The sequence below is a fragment of the Yersinia nurmii genome (assembly GCF_001112925.1).
In the GTDB taxonomy this organism is placed as follows: domain Bacteria; phylum Pseudomonadota; class Gammaproteobacteria; order Enterobacterales; family Enterobacteriaceae; genus Yersinia; species Yersinia nurmii.
In genome coordinates this window covers 326,730-343,604 of the sequence record NZ_CPYD01000004.1, presented here as the reverse complement: position 1 = coordinate 343,604, position 16,875 = coordinate 326,730, and the positions used below count along the sequence as shown (strand labels likewise).

Here is a 16,875-nt window from a genome sequence, read left to right as displayed (position 1 = left end):
ACCTTGATTGGGTACTGCTCGTTATCGGCGGCATCATCGCCTACTGGTGGCTGTTCTGCTGGAAGGAGTGAATGTGTGACTCCTGAGGCCAACAACGCAGTACGCTAAATAGCTAAAAAACTACTCTCCGAACTCCGCAGTAAAGACAACAAATCAACCCTACGTCAGCTACTCGACAAATACGCATCTCAAGTTAAGCCATTCTGCCCGGGCAAGCATGAGCCTTGGATGTGGCTAAATGTGATTGTTCATCGAGTGACTGAGTGGAAATAGCAGAGGTAAGCATGGATAACGTTATTCAAATGAACCCAAGCAAATGGGTTTCAGAAGACCTGCTCATGTCTCTGAATGGCATGACAAAACACATGATCCAACACGCCCGCCGAAAGTCATGGATGGAAGGCCGTGAATACAGACACGTTGCACCTGACCTAAACCCAAAAGAGAACAGCCCAATAATGTACAACAGGCAGGAAATTGATAATTGGGTTGAAAGACAGCGACCGGCGATCCGCAGGAGGATTGGCGAGAGGATTTCTGCTTAAATACCCTCTCCTATCAACAAACGAGGAAAGAAGGATGGGTGATTATCCTACAGGGGTAGAAAACCACTGCGGATTGCTTCGCGTGTGGTTCATCTACCAGGGGCAAAGGGTTAGGGAAAACCTCGGCGTTCCGGACACGGCGAAAAACAGGAGGATGGCTGGCGAGTTGAGGGAATCTGTTCGCTACACCATCAAGATAGGCAACTTCAATTATGCGGCACAATTCCCAAACTCAAAGCAGTTGCACAAGTTTGGGGTAGCTCAACTCAACGTTACGGTTTCCCAACTCGCTGATAAATGGCTCGCATTGAAGGAGATGGAAATAACCAAAAATGGCATTAGCCGATATCGGTCATACATCAAAATCTGTGCAGGGATCATTGGGGAGGAAAGGCTTGTTTCATCTATTACCAATGAAATGGTTCTCAGCCTGCGGAAGGAATTGCTGACTGGGTTTCAGATTGCAGGTATCCACCAGAAAACTCGGCAACTGAAAAAAGGCCGGTCTGTCAGAACGGTAAACGTCTATCTTTCTTGTTTTGCCGCGATGATGGAGTTCGCTGTTGCGAATGGGTACATAGAGCGATCGCCTTTCGTCGGTGTTTCACCGTTGAAAAAGAGCAAATCTGAGCCTGACCCGTTAACGCGAGATGAGTACGCAAGACTTATGGAAGTTGCACCGTCACTTCAAGTGAAAAATATCTGGAAGCTGGCGGTAAGCACAGGGATGCGGCACGGAGAAATTTGCGCGCTGGCATGGGAGGATATTGATCTGAAGGAATGGACAATTACGATCAGCAGGAATATGGCCGTTGTTCACCACTTCACCCCGCCGAAAACTGAAAGCGGAAATCGCACTATTAAGCTGACGAATTCCGCAATCGAAGCACTGAAGGAGCAAATGGCACTTACGAAGATGGGGAAAAAAATAAAGGTAGATGTCCACCTTCGCGAATTTGGCAAAATCCGCAAAGATGATTGTACCTTCGTGTTCTCCCCTCGCCTTTCAGCTCGCAATGGGAAAGGAGGAGACTGGTACTCTCCTGGTGTCTTTAGCGGAACGTGGAACTTTGCATTGAAGAAAGCAGGTATTCGCCATCGGAAGGCATACGAGACCCGGCACACTTTTGCATGTTGGGCGCTTAGTGCAGGAGCCAATCCGAATTTTGTCGCCAACCAGATGGGGCACACATCTTCACAGATGGTGTACAGCGTTTACGGGAAGTGGATGAGTGAAAACAACAGTAATCAGATGGACATTTTAAACGCAAGATTTACGGGTGATGCCCCGTATATGCCCCGCGTCATATCACAGTGATGAGATTCTCTATTAACTTCAATCAGTTATCTCGCCCAGCTCGGCTTATTTAAAATATGGTCCTGCCAGTCGATAACTTCGCTTTCACGTACGGCAATATGGCGTACGGAAATACGCTCACCGTGCATCGCGGCTTTAGAGCCGGTTAATAGCGGATGCCAATCGGGTAATGCTTTACCCTCACCCACCAATCGATAGGCGCAGGTATGGGGAAGCCAATCAAAGGTCACCAGATTTTCACGGGTTAATTTGATGCAGTCTTCTTCATATTCAAAGCGACGCTCATAGTTGCGGCATTGACAGGTTTTAATATTTAGCTGATTACAGGCAACGTTAGTGAAATAAATTTCGTCGGTGTCTTCGTCAATCAGTTTGTTTAAACAACATTGACCGCAGCCGTCGCACAGAGATTCCCATTCTGCGTCTGACATTTCGGCCAGCGTTTTTTGTTGCCAAAAAGGAAGTTGTGACATATCGGTATCCGGTGTAAGTAAGTGGTGGCGGGTCGTTATAGACGCTTTAGAGCGAAGATGCAAGCCTCGCCACCCCGAGCTAACCGGAGCGACGAGTAAATCATTAGATAATACGAGTGTTTAACATTTTATCATTCAGAGCAATTTGTAACATATCCCCTGAATTTAACGGCCCTACGCCCTGTGGCGTTCCCGTCAGCACAATATCTCCGGCTCGCAGGGTAAAGAAACGCGTAATATAACTAATCAGAGGCAGAATTGGCGTGATCATATCCTCGGTATTGCCCCGTTGGCGAACTTCACCGTTGATCATTAGAGACAGTTCGGCATGTTGCGCATCACCAAATTCTGCCACGGGAATAAAACCGGATATGGGGCAAGAACCGTCAAAAGCTTTGGCTTTCTCCCACGGTTGACCGGCTTTTTTAAAACCCATTTGCAAGTCACGCAGCGTTAAATCCAGCGCTACGCCGTAACCGGCTATTGCGCGAGCGACCCGATCTTCATTGGCCTGCTTTAGTGGGGTTCCGATTAATACCGCCAATTCCACTTCGTGATGAACACCGCCCAACCCTTTGGGAATAGCAACCGGTTGGCGAATATCGCACAACGCGGTTTCAGGTTTAATAAACAACACTGGGTCAACGGGTACTTCGCTGCCCATTTCTTTAATATGATCTGCATAATTGCTGCCGACGCACACTACTTTATTTACTGGGAAATCTAGTAAGGCTCCCTGCCAGTCTCTATGTTGATACATGTTGCTTCTCCTGAAATCATCGACAGATAAACTCTAGAGCACATCGACAGTGAATCCCAATCGGGTCATCAATATTTCACTCTGCTACTGTACAATACCGTCAGCCATCATACCGATACTGAGTGCGAAATAGTAAGAGCGATTCCAATGCATGATAGTTCTAAAGTTATCATAAACTAGGAATGTTCGGCCTTGCATATCATCTGGTGTAATAACCCAGGCTCGTAATGCAGGATAACTGAACGCCTTTTTATTCAGTGGTAACACGCCCATTCGCTGCCACTCAGCCAAAGTGTGCACTTGCTCATTTTTCAAACCCACATATTGCGATTTGAAATTCGCCGGCAACAGAACCTCCTGCCCCCAACTTTCTCCAGTTTTCCAGCCTTCTTTAGCCAGATAATTGGCCGTTGAGGCAAAAACATCATCAACGTTGGTCCAGATATCAATCTTTCCGTCGTCGTCACCATCAACCGCATAATTCAGGAAAGAGGATGGCATAAACTGACTCTGCCCCATTGCTCCGGCCCAGGAACCTTTTAGCTTTTGGTTACCAACATGTCCTTGCTGAATAATATTTAAGGCAGCCATGAGTTCCTTGGTAAAAAAGGCTTCGCGCCGCCCTTCAAAGGCGAGTGTAGCTAGCGCCGAAATGACATCCTCTTTACCCTGAATTTTGCCGAAGCCACTCTCCATTCCCCATAGCGCTACAATATAGCGCTCAGGCACGCCGTAGCGTGCGCTAGCTCGGGCTAACTGAGGTTTATAACGGCGATGAAACAGTTTTCCCTGTTTGATTTTCCTCGCGGGCAATGTTCGCTGTAGATAATCATCCAACGTCACTTTCTTTTCTAACTGATTGCGATCGGATTTGATCACTCGGTCAACAAAATGAATGTCAGTAAACGCCTGATCTAACGTCCCCTGAGTGATTCCCTGTGAGCGAGCCAGGATTTTAAGTTGTTCGACATAAGCAGGAAATTCAGCGGGATCGCGACCTTGCTCCGCCAGCGTGGTGACGACTACCGACTGATCTGCAACCTTCGGCGAATCTGACGTCACTGTCGGAGCGGCTATAGCCGAATGGAACCCGCCACTCAAAACGGTCGAAGCGAACAACATTGTCAGTAACGACACCCTCATCATCCATTTCCTTTGGTTATTTACTGGCAATACACTGAGACAGCAAATCAATTTAATCCAATAGGAAAAATAAGAAGATCTGCGGAATACCCGGCGCAGCAAAGGCTGGCATCCGGGCGGCTCATCGGGGGATTAAGCTTTATCCGTCCCTAAATGCATTTTTAGCAGACTTTCTGGCGGTGGCGGAACTTGCAGATAGAAACCCTGCTCAATCAACGCAGTTTTTACTTTCTCAATATCTGCGGTAGCCAATTTTTTTCGCTCTGAAAGAGACAACATCATGGAGAACTGTGGTTGACCAAAGCTGGCCAGTAATTCAGGGGGAACCCGGGAAAAATCGTCTTTTTTTTCAATATAGAGGTAGGTTTGATCCCGTTTAGGGCTTCGATAAATCACACAATGCATGTTTTTAGCTCAACTCAAGTGGTCAATAACGTCCTGTATAAGCAGTGGACTATACCACGCCTGTATCAGAAAAAGTGACTTTAGCCCTTGAGCCAGCGGCCGTCAAATCAGGGTTATCCTTGCCCTCCTACACGGCGGCTAAGCACATTGGGTTGCTGGAAATATGCAGTATTCCCAAATAATTAAATGTCACCGAGCTCTGTCTATTGCTAGATAGACGGATTTCGATAGTTATAAGAAACGATTTTTCTGTTCCAATATGTTGTCGTGGCAATCCCGCATCCACCGTGCAACCGTCTTCAATGAAGGGAGAGTCATCGCAGAGAAAGTTCCGATATCATTTTCTCTGTCATCCCCCCATTCACTCAAGTGTTGTAATCCCCGTTCATAGTTTGCCAAATCAGTCACATTGGCATTCACAGGGATATAAGCGACTCCGCTGAACAGAATTAAGTAAAGATAGATTCCTTTCATTATTCTCTCCTAATCCAACGCGTGGTAGTAACGCCAAGACTACCACTCCCTATCACCGGCTATTACTCACTAATCCTTAAATAATAGGGATCTCGCCGCTATCTTTAGTGGGAGCTTGCTTCATCTAAAGTGGGAAAGGCAAAGAAGTACCATCCCAGCCAGGACTAAACTCACCATCACTCACCGCAGTTTCATTTGCCAAAACCAGAACCATCACCACATCCGAGATCTACAGCGGCGAACTGTGATCTTTATCTCAGATAATCCGTCAAATTAACTCGCTATTTGACTCAAGGCTGACAATAAATGCTCAGATTGATCTGAAATTATATGAATTGAAGATTTTATTATCACTAAAATACAACCGGAGAAACTTCTATTGAAAAAAACATCAATGGGATAAATAGACAAAATTGACTCAGTCACATTACTTTCTGTCTATTTTACATACAAGACAAACACAGATGAATTTGATTTGGCACTGGATCAATTATCACATAAAACGACCAGTAACAGCGATATAAAGCCGAGGTGGGCTAGCGAATACGCCAAAGTTGTGCTGTAATTTCCAATCGAATTTTAATAATTGTTGCTGAAGGGTTTCAATATATTGATACGGATAGATTTATCTTTATATTACCTATAACATGGATAGGTACATCGGAATATCGTACCCCGAATGGTATTCCGGGGATTTAACGTAGCTGAAACTGAGTCAGGATAGATGTCACAATCGCCAATTGAGTTAAAAGGCAGTAGTTTTACCCTATCGGTAGTGCATTTACATCATGCGCAGCCGGAGGTAATTCGTCAGGCTTTACAGGAAAAAGTGGAACAAGCTCCCGCTTTCCTGAAAAACGCCCCTGTTGTTCTTAATGTTGCTACGTTACCTAACGATGCTAACTTCAGAGATGTTCAGCAGGCTGTCACTTCAGCGGGCCTTCGTATTGTTGGCGTCAGCGGCTGTCGGGATGAACGACAAAAACGTGCGATTACCCGTGCGGGTTTGCCGTTACTGAATGAAGGTAAAGGCCAAAAGATGGCTCCCGAGCCAGTAAGCCCACCGGAAAATGCCCCCGTTAAGACGCGTATCATTAATACTCCTGTCCGTTCCGGCCAACAGATTTATGCCCGTAATTGTGATTTGATTGTTATCAGCAGTGTCAGTGCCGGTGCAGAACTTATTGCAGACGGCAATATTCATATCTATGGAATGATGCGAGGGCGTGCTTTAGCTGGCGCTTCTGGCGATGCTCAGTGTCAGATTTTTTGCACACATCTGAGCGCTGAGCTAGTCTCTATTGCAGGGCAATATTGGTTAAGTGACCAGATTCCAAGCGATTATTTTGGCCAGGCCGCACGTCTTCATCTGTTGGATAATGCTTTAACCATACAACCTCTAAATTAAGCCCTTTTAACAAGGAATCCATTTCATGGCACGCATTATTGTTGTTACATCGGGTAAAGGGGGCGTTGGCAAGACCACTTCAAGTGCGGCCATTGCGACCGGCTTGGCCCAAAAAGGTAAGAAAACCGTGGTCATCGATTTCGATATCGGCCTGCGTAACCTTGATTTGATTATGGGATGTGAGCGTCGAGTTGTTTATGATTTTGTTAACGTCATTCAAGGTGATGCCACCCTGAATCAGGCGCTGATAAAAGATAAACGCACGGATAATCTCTATATTCTACCCGCTTCACAAACTCGTGATAAAGATGCTCTGACCGTTGAAGGCGTTGAGAAAATCCTGAACGACCTTGGCGATATGAATTTTGACTTTGTGGTTTGTGACTCGCCTGCCGGTATCGAAAGTGGAGCGCTAATGGCCCTTTACTTTGCCGATGAAGCAGTGATTACCACTAACCCGGAAGTCTCTTCCGTTCGCGACTCCGACCGTATTTTGGGTATTTTGTCCTCAAAATCTCGTCGTGCCGAACGTGGCGAAGAGCCGATTAAAGAACACCTGCTGCTGACCCGTTATAACCCAGGCCGGGTGAGTCGCGGTGACATGCTGAGCATGGAAGACGTCCTGGAAATCCTTAGGATCCCACTGGTTGGCGTTATCCCGGAAGACCAATCCGTATTGCGCGCCTCTAACCAGGGCGAGCCGGTTATTCTGGATAAAGAGTCAGATGCGGGTAAAGCATATGACGATACCGTTGATCGTTTACTAGGAGAAGAACGCCCATTCCGCTTCATTGAAGAAGAGAAGAAGGGCTTCCTGAAACGCCTTTTTGGGGGATAAACCATGGCCTTGTTAGACTTTTTTCTGTCCCGCAAAAAACCGACAGCCAATATAGCCAAGGAACGGCTGCAAATTATCGTCGCTGAGCGTCGTCGTGGGGACAGTGAGCCCCATTATTTGCCCGATCTTAAGCGCGATATATTGGCGGTGATTTGTAAATATATTCAGATCGATCCTGAAATGCTACACGTTCAGTTTGAGCAGAAAGGTGACGATATTTCGGTATTAGAACTTAACGTGACATTACCGGAAACGGAAGAAACACCTAAATGACTTCGGCGCATTAATTACCCCCTGTATTTATTTACAGGGGGTATTTGAGTTCTCCTGGCTGTATATAAACACAGTGACAAGTAGTTACTGTGGAAATGTGTTTCGTCATTTCTGGCAAGAAAAGTCTTAATAGCTTGATGGGTTATTGATACCGATAAATAAATGGAATCCTAACGCATAAAAATATGTAGAGCAGAAGAAAGCTCCCCTGCCCTTAAATAGGATTAATACTGTTTAAGTATTTCTTCCAATTCACTACCTAACAAATCACCGCGCCATCCGGCTAATAACTCAGGACGATTTTCAATTGGCTTAAGTTTCCAATGCCAATTCAATAACTGATTAATTTGCCGACGTGAAGCCAAAAGCTCACTGCTTAATCCGCTGCGCTCACTCACTGCCTGAATCAATGCTTTAATATCTTTAAAGACTTTTTTGTAACCCGGCTGGTCGATAAGGTTGACGACCAAAGGTGGCAACTGATCTTCCGGTATTGCATTACCTTCAGCAACCAGCGCCAGCAAAGTGCGCCCGTGGTAGCGAATTTCCTGACCGCTTAAGCCTAGAGAGTCCAGTTCACCGAGTGATGTAGGCTGATAGCGAGCAACCTGCCACAGATTTTCCTCTCTGACCACAAAGTTGACCGCCAAATCACGCTCGCGCGCCTGACGTAAACGCCATGACGCCAGTTTTTGCAGACATGCCAACTGATGGCCCCGTAACTGCCAGGCGTTAGTGATCTCACGATAAGCCAGCTCAGGGTCTACCGTTTCACTGCGACGGCGACACAGTAGCAAGCATTCGTCCTGCGCGGCATCCATACGCCCTGCCGCCAACGTGGCATCCACCAGCTTTTTTGCCATAGGCAATAAATAGAAAACATCGGCCGCCGCATAATCGCACTGTTTTTCAGTCAAAGGACGAGCCAACCAATCGGTGCGGGACTCACTTTTATCCAATTCGACGCCTTCCAGCTCTGCCACCAGCGTAGCAAAACCACAGGAAAGCGTTTTACCCGTAAAGGCAGCTAATATCTGAGTATCAATCATTGGCGTAGGTAGTTGCTGAAATGCATTGAGAAAGACTTCAAGATCTTCACTGCCCGCGTGCAGAAACTTCACTACAGACTCGTCTTTCAGCAACTCGCGAAAAGGTTGCCATTCGGTGATCGGCAAAGGGTCGATCAGTGAAAGTTGTTCACCGTCAAACAGTTGAATCAGGCCCAACTGAGGATAGTAGGTACGCGTTCTGACAAATTCCGTATCCAAAGCCACCTGGGTATGGTTACGAGCTTGCTCGCAGACTTGCTGCAACGCAGCGTCGGTAGTGATCAACTGATAATTCAAAACATCATTCTCTTGGTCGTTAGCCTATGACAGACACAACAACGCCGGTATTGACCGGCGTTGTTGATGATGAGCCTGTAACGAAGCCTGTTAAGCAGCGTTTTTGCTACTCTCCTTAACAGTTTCATCACGCAGTTCTCTGCGCAATATTTTGCCTACGTTTGATTTCGGCAATTCGTCACGGAACTCGACAATTTTCGGTACTTTATAACCGGTAAGATAGCGGCGGCAATGGGTCAGTAGTTCGTCTCGGGTCAGAGACGGATCTTTTCTTACCACGAAAACTTTCACCGTTTCGCCGGAAACCTCGTTAGGCACACCGATCACCGCAGACTCCAGCACTTTAGGGTGCAACGCTACCACATCTTCGATTTCATTAGGATAAACGTTGAATCCAGAAACCAGAATCATATCTTTTTTACGATCAACAATACGTAAGAAGCCCATATCATCGATAGTGGCAATATCTCCGGTGGCCAACCACCCGTCTTTTAAGACTTCGTCAGTGGCTTCCGGGCGCTGCCAGTAGCCTAACATAACTTGCGGCCCGCGCACCCATAGTTCCCCCGGCTTGCCGGTTTCAACATCCTGCCCGTTATCATCAATCAGGCGAACATCGGTAGAAGGCACCGGCAGACCAATACTGCCACTGTAATGTTTTAAATCATAGGGATTACCTGTGACCAAAGGTGAACACTCCGTCAGCCCGTAGCCTTCCAGCAAGTGCCGGCCCGTCAGTTTTTCCCATTTTTCCGCAACGGCTTTCTGTACCGGCATTCCCCCACCGACGGACAGTCGCAAAGTGGAAAAATCGAGTTTGTTGAATTCTTCGTTATTCAGTAACGCATTAAACAAGGTATTCACCCCGGTCATCGCGGTAAAAGGATAACGGCTGAGCTCTTTCACCGTTCCCGGAATATCTCGAGGGTTGGTGATTAATAGGCTGCGGCCACCCAGCTCGATAAATAGCAGGCAGTTCATCGTCAGAGCAAAAATGTGGTACAGCGGCAACGCCGTTACCACTAAATCTTGCCCTGGCTGTAACAACGGCGCATAGGCCGCTTTAGCCTGTTCAAGGTTAGATTGCATATTCCGATGAGTTAGCATCGCGCCTTTGGCCACGCCGGTAGTGCCACCCGTGTATTGCAAGAAAGCCAGATCGGTATTGAGCACGTCCGGTTTGACATATTGCAGGCGACGACCTTTTTGCAATACCGTTCGGAAAGAAATGGCGTCAGGTAAGTGATATTTCGGCACCAAACGCTTGATATATTTCACCACAAAGTTGACCAATGTGCCTTTCGCTGCGGAAAGCTGATCGCCCATTCGGGTCAAAATAACGTGTTTAATCTGTGTGTTGAAAACAACTTTTTCCAATGTATGAGCAAAATTGGAAACAATCACGATTGCTGCTGCGCCGCTGTCATTCAGTTGATGTTCCAGCTCGCGGGGCGTATACAGCGGATTGACGTTAACCACCACCATCCCAGCCCGTAAAATGCCAAACAAAGCTATGGGATACTGCAACAGGTTCGGCATCATCAGTGCCACGCGGTCGCCCTTTTTCAACCCTAAACCATTTTGCAAATAGGCAGCAAAAGCGCGGCTACGCTCTTCCAGTTTACGGAAAGTCATGACTTCACCCATGTTGATAAATGCTGGCTGATCCGCATAACGTAGCGCCGCATTCTCAAACATTTCCACCAGAGAAGAGTAACGATCCGGATCAATTTCCGCTGGGACATCCGCCGGGTAACGTTTTAGCCATGCTTTTTCCAAGGTAGCACTCCTGAAATCATTGTTGATTATCATATCTTCACCCAAATCCACCCCAGGACTTTAACAATATTTTAACTCAGCGTACCAGTTTGCTTTTAAACAATTTTGAGGTTGAGAAGTACATCACTAATTTTTTTCATGTATCTCAACAAAAAAACAAGGCGGCCATCGCCGCCTCATTAATATAATGTAAATCAATATGTTACATAGATTCATGATTATGATAATTGTAACTCATTGATTATACATCGTTTTAGTCTGTTTATAATCTAAAGCTGAGGCGGGAATGATTATCCGGTGATAATTTCAACAAATCGGTTGAAGAATACCCATAATTTTTACTCATTTAGCGAATGAACCTTATACAACTCTTCATTGGCGGTTAAGCTGTCACCCTAATGTTAACGAGTGAATACCATGACCGAATATCGGATTGAGTTTGCTAAAAAGCAACATCTACCGTTTTTGGCAAGCATTGAGCAACAAGCAGCCAAACTTTTCCCTGCGCACTTGTTGCCTGATGATCTAAAAACAGAAACGCTGCCACTGATTGAATTTGTGGTAGCGCAGAGAGAAAAACGCCTGTGGGTAGCGAAAGATAGCCGCGGAATTCCCGTAGGTTTCGCTTTGGTGTACTGGTTGGAGCAGAAGGCTTTACTGGGGGAAATTGATGTTTTACCTCAGCACGGTGGACAAGGTATTGGCAGCCAATTATTGGCAGCGGTAATTGACCACCTGCGAAATCGCGGCGCTACCGCGTTGTATCTGACGACTTTTAGCCGTTTTGCTCCCAGCGTCGCGCTCTATGCCAAATTTGGTTTTATTCGCCTGAATTCACGTAATACACCGCCGTGGTTGGCGAAAATCCTGACGGATGAAGTAGCAAGTGGCATGACTGAGCGGGTGGCAATGGTGCGCCATCTCCCCTGATTTATTGTCATTTTTTTGAGCCTAATAGCGTTAATTCTCGCGAGATTACGGTCAAATGTATCGGCCAGTAACGGGCTAGATGACCCGAGCAGAAGATGATTTAGCGCCCTGACTGTCGAATTAAAACAATAAAAAAGGGTGTCGATCGCTCAACACCCTTCTCTATATTATTTTATTGGCAACGGCGTACCGTTTCAGCAACGCTATTCGGTTACGATAGTCTGAATTTGCGCTGGCCCGGTATCATACCACCCCCAGCCTGGCCCCCATCCCGGATGACCGCGGAAGCCCCAAGGCCCCATTGGCGCAGGCGGCATCATCACCTGCTGGGTAATATTCCAGCGTTTGTAACCGGTGGCGTTAATTACCACGAAGTTATAGGGCGTCATGCCTATTTTGCTTGCCTCGCTGCCGACAATTGGCCCGACGACTGTTACTAGATGGCCTCGGAAATCTACCGGATCGAGAAAACCATCCACATAGGCGATCACTCGCCCTTGAGAAGGTTCACCGAGAATAGGTCGGGCGCCTGAATCCAGCGGCACGCTGGCAATCTCCAGACGAGTGCGCTGTTTTTCGTTAACCACATTGACTACCGTGCCGCCAAAACGTGCCTCCTGACCAGCAAAAACCTGCGGTGCATTACGTACCGCGTTAAGGTTTTGCTGTGGCGTAGCCGTGGTGCCTTTTATAGCATCAGGAATAGTTACGCAGCCAGTCAATAGTAAGGCACTCAGTCCTACTAGCCCGAAAAGCCATTTACGCCTTAATTCACTGGGTGTCATCGCCGTTATCTCCTTAATGAATCTTTAACTTTAAGACCAGTAATTCAGAGACAAGTTGCCATATTTTATCGTCCGGGTAACTTTTTCCAAGTCACTTCATTACGCAGGTAAACCGGTTCAGCCTGTTCAACCGGTAAAGCCGCACCGTTGTTCCACTGTTGAATAGCCAGAGGCAGCATATCTTCCGCCTGCGGCAACAACATTTGCCCATCAGTCAATGTAGCCGTACTGCCCGCGACCAGATCGGGATAAGTCTGCCAACCGGTGCCGACAAAAGCCCAATCGCCACTCAAATCCTGTGTCATCTCTTGTACTTGCACCGGTGTCAGAACCGCTTCAGTTTCTTCGCCTAACCAGCTACCGTCAGTCTGGCGTTCAAACTGCCCCCAATACACTTCGCCCATACGCGCATCAATTGCCGCTAATACGCGAGTTGCCCCGATTAAACGAAATGCACCTTGCGCCATGGTTTGCAGCGTGGAAACGCCAATCATCGGCAGATTGGCACCCAACGCCAATCCTTGCCCGATACCGATGCCAATACGCACACCGGTAAAACTGCCCGGCCCGCGCCCAAAGGCGAGCGCGTCCAACTGAGTTAACGCTACATTGGATTCGGTTAAAACTTGCTGCACCAGCGGAAGAATTCGCTGAGTGTGTTCTCTGGCACAAAGTTCAAAATGGGCGTGGATCGCGCCGTCGTTCCAGAGTGCAACAGAACAGGCTTCTGTTGCGGTATCGATCGCTAAAATTCGCGTGGACATGCCAACCTCGGCAGGAAAAAGAATCTATATTCAACACAGGGCGCGCATAATACCACACCCCACAAGGCTTTACCCTCACTCCTGCCGTTTCAGGAAAGCGATGGCTTTGGTTAAATCACGTGTACGCGGCGTGGGCGGCAGGCTATTGAGGAATACCGCGCCATAAGGCCGCATCACCAGACGGTTATCACAGATCACCAACACGCCGCGATCGTCAATATCCCTAATCAAACGCCCAACGCCCTGTTTCAGAGTAATCACCGCATCGGGTAACTGCACGTCGTTGAATGGATCACCGCCGCGCAAACGGCAGTCTTCAATCCGCGCTTTCAATAGCGGATCGTCCGGTGAAGTAAAGGGCAATTTGTCGATAATCACGCAGGAGAGCGCATCGCCGCGCACGTCTACCCCTTCCCAGAAACTGCTGGTTGCAACCAGTAACGCATTACCGGCAGCAACAAACTGGGCCAATAACTGGCCTTTACTGGTTTCCCCCTGTACCAGCACTGGCAACGTCATGCTGGCGCGAAACTCTTCCGCTAGACCACGCATCATCTGATGAGAAGTACAGAGGAAAAAACAGCGCCCCTGATTAGCATCAATCAAGGGTTTAAGCATTTGCGCCAATTTACGTGCCCCACCCGGCTCATTGGCATTGGGCAAATTTCGCGGTACGCACAACAATGCCTGATTGGCGTAGTCAAACGGGCTGGGTAGCAGTAGGGTTTTGGCATCGGTTAAACCGAGACGTTGAGTAAAATGCCCGAGCTGATCGTTCACCGATAAGGTGGCCGAAGTGAAAATCCAGGTACCGGCTTTTTCTTCTATTAACTCGCGGAAACGATCGGAAACCGACAGGGGCGTGAGAGCCAGCACGAAATGACGCGCATTACATTCATACCAATAGCTATAACCCGGAGTGGTAACTTCTTTCAGTCGTTTCAAACGGTTGCGATACAACGTGGCTCGCTCGAAGGCCGCATCCAGCATGGCGGAGCGACCTAGCGACAGCTTCATCACGTCATAGCACAGCTCTAAAGCATCGTCTAACAGCAGCAAAGCCCGCTGGATCGCCGGTTGCTGGAGCACGTCTCGCAGATTGCCACGGAATCCAGGATCGCCAAGCACCAATCGGAAATCCTGCGCACTTTGGCTTAGTCGGTCGGCGCTTTTTTGTAGCTGTACCGAATCTCGCACCTCGGTGCGATAGGCAATGGTGATATCTTTAGCCAAGTCCATCAACTGGCGGCTAGTGAGCTGCTGGCCGAAATACTGGCTGGCGATATCAGGAATCTGATGGGCCTCATCGAAAATCATTACGTCAGCGCTGGGGATCAGCTCGGCAAAACCGCTTTCTTTCACCACCATATCCGCCAGGAATAAGTGATGGTTAACCACCACCACATCCGCATCCATCGCGCGGCGGCGCGCTTTCACCACAAAGCAGTCCTGATAAGCCGGGCAATCACTGCCCAGACAGTTATCATTGGTACTCGTGACTAACGGCCAGACGAAACTGTCTTCCGCCACATCGCCGCAGGTGCTGATATCTCCGTCTACCGTTTGCGATGACCAGCCGCGCAAATGGACTAAATCCACCAGCGTTTCTCCCGCCAGCTCACCGCCAGCCAGAGTTTGCTGTTCCAACCGTTCCAGACACAAATAGTTGGAGCGTCCTTTCAGCAACGCCAGTTTGCCTTTATATTTCAACGCTGTGGCGACCGTAGGCAGATCGCGAGAATACAGCTGATCCTGCAAGGCTTTAGAACCAGTAGAAATGATGACTTTGCAGTCTGCACGCAGCGCCGGTGCCAGATAAGCATAGGTTTTGCCAGTACCGGTACCGGCTTCCACCACCAATTGTTGTTTGGCCGTAATGGCTTCGCCGATCGCCTGCGCCATCTGACGCTGTGACTCTCGTGGGTTAAAACCGGTTATCGCCTGCGCTAAAGCGCCGTCTATTGCAAAATCGTCTGTCACACTTTCTCTCTACCGAATCAAATCAGCGCTGATTATGCCAAGCATGAGGCTGAGGCACCACACACATTATCGCGATCACTTATGTTACCCTTATAGAGATAGCAGATAATGATATTCACACAGAGGAGTGAGAATGAGCATTGAACGAATTAACCCAGAAAAACGCTGGTCAGATGCGGTGGTGCATAACGACACTATTTATTACACCGGCGTGCCGGAAAATCTGGACGCTGACATTACCGCGCAAACGGCCAATACGCTGGCCGCTATCGATATGCTGCTGAATCATCTGGGTTCAAGCAAGAGCAAAATCCTCGATGCAACCATTTTTCTGGCCGACGCCGCAGATTTTGCCGGTATGAACGCCGCCTGGGATGCTTGGGTGGTTGACGGCAGCGCACCGGTACGCTGCACCGTGCAGGCTAAGTTGATGAATCCTCAGTATAAAGTTGAAATTAAAATTATCGCCGCGCGTTAAATCGTAAAAAGGGTAGCCCGCATTCACCGGCTACCCTTTTGTTTTTATGTCATTTCTATGTGACTTTTTTGTAGTTTATCTCTGAATCAATGAGTTTCTCGGTGTTACGCCATTTTAATCATCACCATACCAGCCAGCAGCAGAATCAGACCAATCCAGCCTTTATAATTCAATCGCTGGTTAAACAAAATCCAACCGGCCGCGACGGTAGCGGCAATACCAAAACCGCCCCATAACGCGTAAGCCACCGAAAGATCGATACCTTTTACCGCCTGCGCTAAAGCGCTGAACGCCCCGAGCACCGACAGCAGGGAGAGAATCCCTAACCAAACCCGACGGAAGCCGTCTGACATTTTCAACAGAATGTTAGCAAGAATTTCTAAAATCACCGCCAGAATCAAAAAGCCAATGTGGTAAAACTCAAGCTGTTGCATGATCCCCACCTGACTTAACCGTTAATGTCGGCTGGCCAGTGACTTTGGCTTTTAGCGCTCCGGGGAGCTTGATACCACCGCCCTGACCCGATTTTTTTGGCTTACGGGTACCGGATTTAACCAGCATAATTCCCCCGACCAAGGTCACCAAACCGGCGATTTTCAACGGAGACAGCGTTTCACCAAACCACAGCACGCTAAACAGGGTAATAATCAGAATCCCGATCCCTTCCCACAGCGCGTAAGCCACACCCAGTGCCACTTTCTTAATCGCCATCGCCAATAAAATGTACGAACCCGTGATCATCACATACATCACCAAATGGCCGGTTAATTCGCCGCTGACGCTGGCGTATTTCATTGAAAGGGTACCAATAATTTCTGCAACAATAGCTAAGCCTAAAAAAATCCAATAAATCATAAAATCTCTCCTAACACGCGAAAACGCACGCTAAGGTCTATTTGTTACGGTTATCCTCATGCACAAGCTGAAATCACAGATCGCAGACGTGTACAGGCCGTAAGAAATAGATACTCACTTGGCGTATAAAAAATGCTATGCCCGGATTATGCGGAGTTAAATGCCGCGCCGGTTAAGGGAGAGTGACGCTAAAGCTCGCTGCACCAGTGATGCTCACTGGCCAGAATGGCAGACAGGAAGAGTTGGCAGGTAGAAGTTTTGAGAGTAATTCCGTTAGTTTTAATCATAATGTTTTCTCTTTTTTAGCCGCACATATTTCGT

General features: G+C 47.8%; 19 protein-coding genes. 7 read left to right on the top strand and 12 right to left on the bottom strand.

What is annotated here, in order from left to right:
* The first annotated feature begins 284 nt into the window (after nt 1-284).
* Together AD970_RS07670 and AD970_RS07665 are read left to right on the top strand one after the other, a co-directional pair.
* Nucleotides 285-545 (top strand): excisionase family protein, encoded by a 261-nt coding sequence (locus tag AD970_RS07670; protein ID WP_049597712.1) that lies wholly within the window; start codon nt 285-287, stop codon nt 543-545.
* Nucleotides 546-579: 34 nt separating this feature from the next.
* The gene (locus tag AD970_RS07665) at nt 580-1,863 is read left to right on the top strand and encodes a tyrosine-type recombinase/integrase (RefSeq protein WP_049597711.1); all 1,284 of its coding nucleotides are present in this window, start codon (nt 580-582) and stop codon (nt 1,861-1,863) included.
* Between the two features lie 26 nt (nt 1,864-1,889).
* On the opposite strand, the gene AD970_RS07660 is transcribed toward AD970_RS07665, so the two are convergent.
* From AD970_RS07660 to AD970_RS07640, 5 genes are all read right to left on the bottom strand, one after another.
* Nucleotides 1,890-2,336: a YcgN family cysteine cluster protein gene (locus tag AD970_RS07660; protein WP_049597710.1), complete on the bottom strand. Its 447-nt coding sequence runs from the start codon at nt 2,334-2,336 to the stop codon at nt 1,890-1,892.
* Between the two features lie 103 nt (nt 2,337-2,439).
* Nucleotides 2,440-3,096, bottom strand: a complete 657-nt coding sequence (locus tag AD970_RS07655; protein ID WP_049597709.1) for a fumarylacetoacetate hydrolase family protein — start codon at nt 3,094-3,096, stop codon at nt 2,440-2,442.
* Between the two features lie 84 nt (nt 3,097-3,180).
* Nucleotides 3,181-4,239, bottom strand: a complete 1,059-nt coding sequence (locus tag AD970_RS07650) for a lytic murein transglycosylase (RefSeq protein WP_049597708.1) — start codon at nt 4,237-4,239, stop codon at nt 3,181-3,183.
* Between the two features lie 132 nt (nt 4,240-4,371).
* Nucleotides 4,372-4,644 (bottom strand): YcgL domain-containing protein, encoded by a 273-nt coding sequence (locus AD970_RS07645; protein ID WP_049597707.1) that lies wholly within the window; start codon nt 4,642-4,644, stop codon nt 4,372-4,374.
* 231 nt (nt 4,645-4,875) lie between these two features.
* The gene (locus AD970_RS07640; protein ID WP_049597706.1) at nt 4,876-5,118 is read right to left on the bottom strand and encodes a hypothetical protein; all 243 of its coding nucleotides are present in this window, start codon (nt 5,116-5,118) and stop codon (nt 4,876-4,878) included.
* Nucleotides 5,119-5,842: 724 nt separating this feature from the next.
* On the opposite strand from AD970_RS07640, the gene minC reads away from it, so the two are divergent.
* Genes minC through minE form a run of 3 tightly spaced genes read left to right on the top strand, consistent with a single transcriptional unit; the run spans nt 5,843 to nt 7,637 of the window.
* The gene (gene minC / locus AD970_RS07635) at nt 5,843-6,526 is read left to right on the top strand and encodes a septum site-determining protein MinC (RefSeq protein WP_049597705.1); all 684 of its coding nucleotides are present in this window, start codon (nt 5,843-5,845) and stop codon (nt 6,524-6,526) included.
* Nucleotides 6,527-6,551: 25 nt separating this feature from the next.
* Entirely contained in the window at nt 6,552-7,364 is an 813-nt protein-coding gene (gene minD / locus AD970_RS07630) for a septum site-determining protein MinD (RefSeq protein WP_049597704.1), read from the top strand.
* Nucleotides 7,365-7,367: 3 nt separating this feature from the next.
* Nucleotides 7,368-7,637, top strand: a complete 270-nt coding sequence (minE, locus tag AD970_RS07625) for a cell division topological specificity factor MinE (protein ID WP_002211180.1) — start codon at nt 7,368-7,370, stop codon at nt 7,635-7,637.
* Between the two features lie 224 nt (nt 7,638-7,861).
* Here minE and rnd read toward each other — a convergent pair whose 3' ends face one another.
* Nucleotides 7,862-8,983: a ribonuclease D gene (gene rnd / locus AD970_RS07620; protein ID WP_049597703.1), complete on the bottom strand. Its 1,122-nt coding sequence runs from the start codon at nt 8,981-8,983 to the stop codon at nt 7,862-7,864.
* Nucleotides 8,984-9,073: 90 nt separating this feature from the next.
* Nucleotides 9,074-10,762 carry a long-chain-fatty-acid--CoA ligase FadD gene (gene fadD, locus AD970_RS07615; RefSeq protein WP_049597702.1) on the bottom strand — a complete coding sequence of 563 codons (1,689 nt, stop codon included), beginning with the start codon at nt 10,760-10,762 and terminating at the stop codon, nt 9,074-9,076.
* Nucleotides 10,763-11,179: 417 nt separating this feature from the next.
* Between fadD and AD970_RS07610 the strand changes: the two genes are divergently transcribed.
* Nucleotides 11,180-11,692 (top strand): GNAT family N-acetyltransferase, encoded by a 513-nt coding sequence (locus AD970_RS07610; protein ID WP_049597701.1) that lies wholly within the window; start codon nt 11,180-11,182, stop codon nt 11,690-11,692.
* Between the two features lie 203 nt (nt 11,693-11,895).
* Here the strand turns inward: AD970_RS07610 and AD970_RS07605 are convergent, their stop codons facing one another.
* The 3 genes from AD970_RS07605 to AD970_RS07595 form a co-directional block, all read right to left on the bottom strand.
* The gene (locus AD970_RS07605) at nt 11,896-12,477 is read right to left on the bottom strand and encodes a Slp family lipoprotein (protein ID WP_049597700.1); all 582 of its coding nucleotides are present in this window, start codon (nt 12,475-12,477) and stop codon (nt 11,896-11,898) included.
* A gap of 65 nt (nt 12,478-12,542) precedes the next feature.
* Nucleotides 12,543-13,241: a tRNA (adenosine(37)-N6)-threonylcarbamoyltransferase complex dimerization subunit type 1 TsaB gene (gene tsaB / locus AD970_RS07600; protein WP_049597699.1), complete on the bottom strand. Its 699-nt coding sequence runs from the start codon at nt 13,239-13,241 to the stop codon at nt 12,543-12,545.
* Between the two features lie 75 nt (nt 13,242-13,316).
* Nucleotides 13,317-15,221, bottom strand: coding sequence for an ATP-dependent DNA helicase (locus tag AD970_RS07595; protein ID WP_049597698.1), 1,905 nt, complete (start codon nt 15,219-15,221; stop codon nt 13,317-13,319).
* 133 nt (nt 15,222-15,354) lie between these two features.
* Here AD970_RS07595 and AD970_RS07590 point away from each other — a divergent pair, with 133 nt between their 5' ends.
* The gene (locus AD970_RS07590) at nt 15,355-15,699 is read left to right on the top strand and encodes a RidA family protein (RefSeq protein ID WP_049597697.1); all 345 of its coding nucleotides are present in this window, start codon (nt 15,355-15,357) and stop codon (nt 15,697-15,699) included.
* A gap of 104 nt (nt 15,700-15,803) precedes the next feature.
* Here AD970_RS07590 and mdtI read toward each other — a convergent pair whose 3' ends face one another.
* Together mdtI and mdtJ are read right to left on the bottom strand one after the other, a co-directional pair.
* A complete protein-coding gene (gene mdtI / locus AD970_RS07585; RefSeq protein ID WP_049597696.1) occupies nt 15,804-16,133 on the bottom strand; it encodes a multidrug/spermidine efflux SMR transporter subunit MdtI in 330 nt (109 codons plus the stop codon).
* Nucleotides 16,120-16,554: a multidrug/spermidine efflux SMR transporter subunit MdtJ gene (mdtJ, locus tag AD970_RS07580; RefSeq protein ID WP_049597695.1), complete on the bottom strand. Its 435-nt coding sequence runs from the start codon at nt 16,552-16,554 to the stop codon at nt 16,120-16,122. Before mdtJ ends, mdtI begins: the two co-directional genes overlap by 14 nt.
* Nucleotides 16,555-16,875 lie beyond the last annotated feature (321 nt).

Bases quoted from the DNA above. Each gene is read 5' to 3' on its own strand.
- AD970_RS07640 (WP_049597706.1), bottom strand. From the start codon at position 5,118: ATGAAAGGAATCTATCTTTACTTAATTCTGTTCAGCGGAGTCGCTTAT.
- AD970_RS07645 (WP_049597707.1), bottom strand. From the start codon at position 4,644: ATGCATTGTGTGATTTATCGAAGCCCTAAACGGGATCAAACCTACCTC.
- AD970_RS07605 (WP_049597700.1), bottom strand. From the start codon at position 12,477: ATGACACCCAGTGAATTAAGGCGTAAATGGCTTTTCGGGCTAGTAGGA.
- minD (WP_049597704.1), top strand. From the start codon at position 6,552: ATGGCACGCATTATTGTTGTTACATCGGGTAAAGGGGGCGTTGGCAAG.
- AD970_RS07655 (WP_049597709.1), bottom strand. From the start codon at position 3,096: ATGTATCAACATAGAGACTGGCAGGGAGCCTTACTAGATTTCCCAGTA.
- mdtI (WP_049597696.1), bottom strand. From the start codon at position 16,133: ATGCAACAGCTTGAGTTTTACCACATTGGCTTTTTGATTCTGGCGGTG.
- AD970_RS07670 (WP_049597712.1), top strand. From the start codon at position 285: ATGGATAACGTTATTCAAATGAACCCAAGCAAATGGGTTTCAGAAGAC.
- minE (WP_002211180.1), top strand. From the start codon at position 7,368: ATGGCCTTGTTAGACTTTTTTCTGTCCCGCAAAAAACCGACAGCCAAT.
- AD970_RS07610 (WP_049597701.1), top strand. From the start codon at position 11,180: ATGACCGAATATCGGATTGAGTTTGCTAAAAAGCAACATCTACCGTTT.
- AD970_RS07590 (WP_049597697.1), top strand. From the start codon at position 15,355: ATGAGCATTGAACGAATTAACCCAGAAAAACGCTGGTCAGATGCGGTG.
- mdtJ (WP_049597695.1), bottom strand. From the start codon at position 16,554: ATGATTTATTGGATTTTTTTAGGCTTAGCTATTGTTGCAGAAATTATT.
- AD970_RS07660 (WP_049597710.1), bottom strand. From the start codon at position 2,336: ATGTCACAACTTCCTTTTTGGCAACAAAAAACGCTGGCCGAAATGTCA.
- AD970_RS07665 (WP_049597711.1), top strand. From the start codon at position 580: ATGGGTGATTATCCTACAGGGGTAGAAAACCACTGCGGATTGCTTCGC.
- tsaB (WP_049597699.1), bottom strand. From the start codon at position 13,241: ATGTCCACGCGAATTTTAGCGATCGATACCGCAACAGAAGCCTGTTCT.
- AD970_RS07650 (WP_049597708.1), bottom strand. From the start codon at position 4,239: ATGAGGGTGTCGTTACTGACAATGTTGTTCGCTTCGACCGTTTTGAGT.
- minC (WP_049597705.1), top strand. From the start codon at position 5,843: ATGTCACAATCGCCAATTGAGTTAAAAGGCAGTAGTTTTACCCTATCG.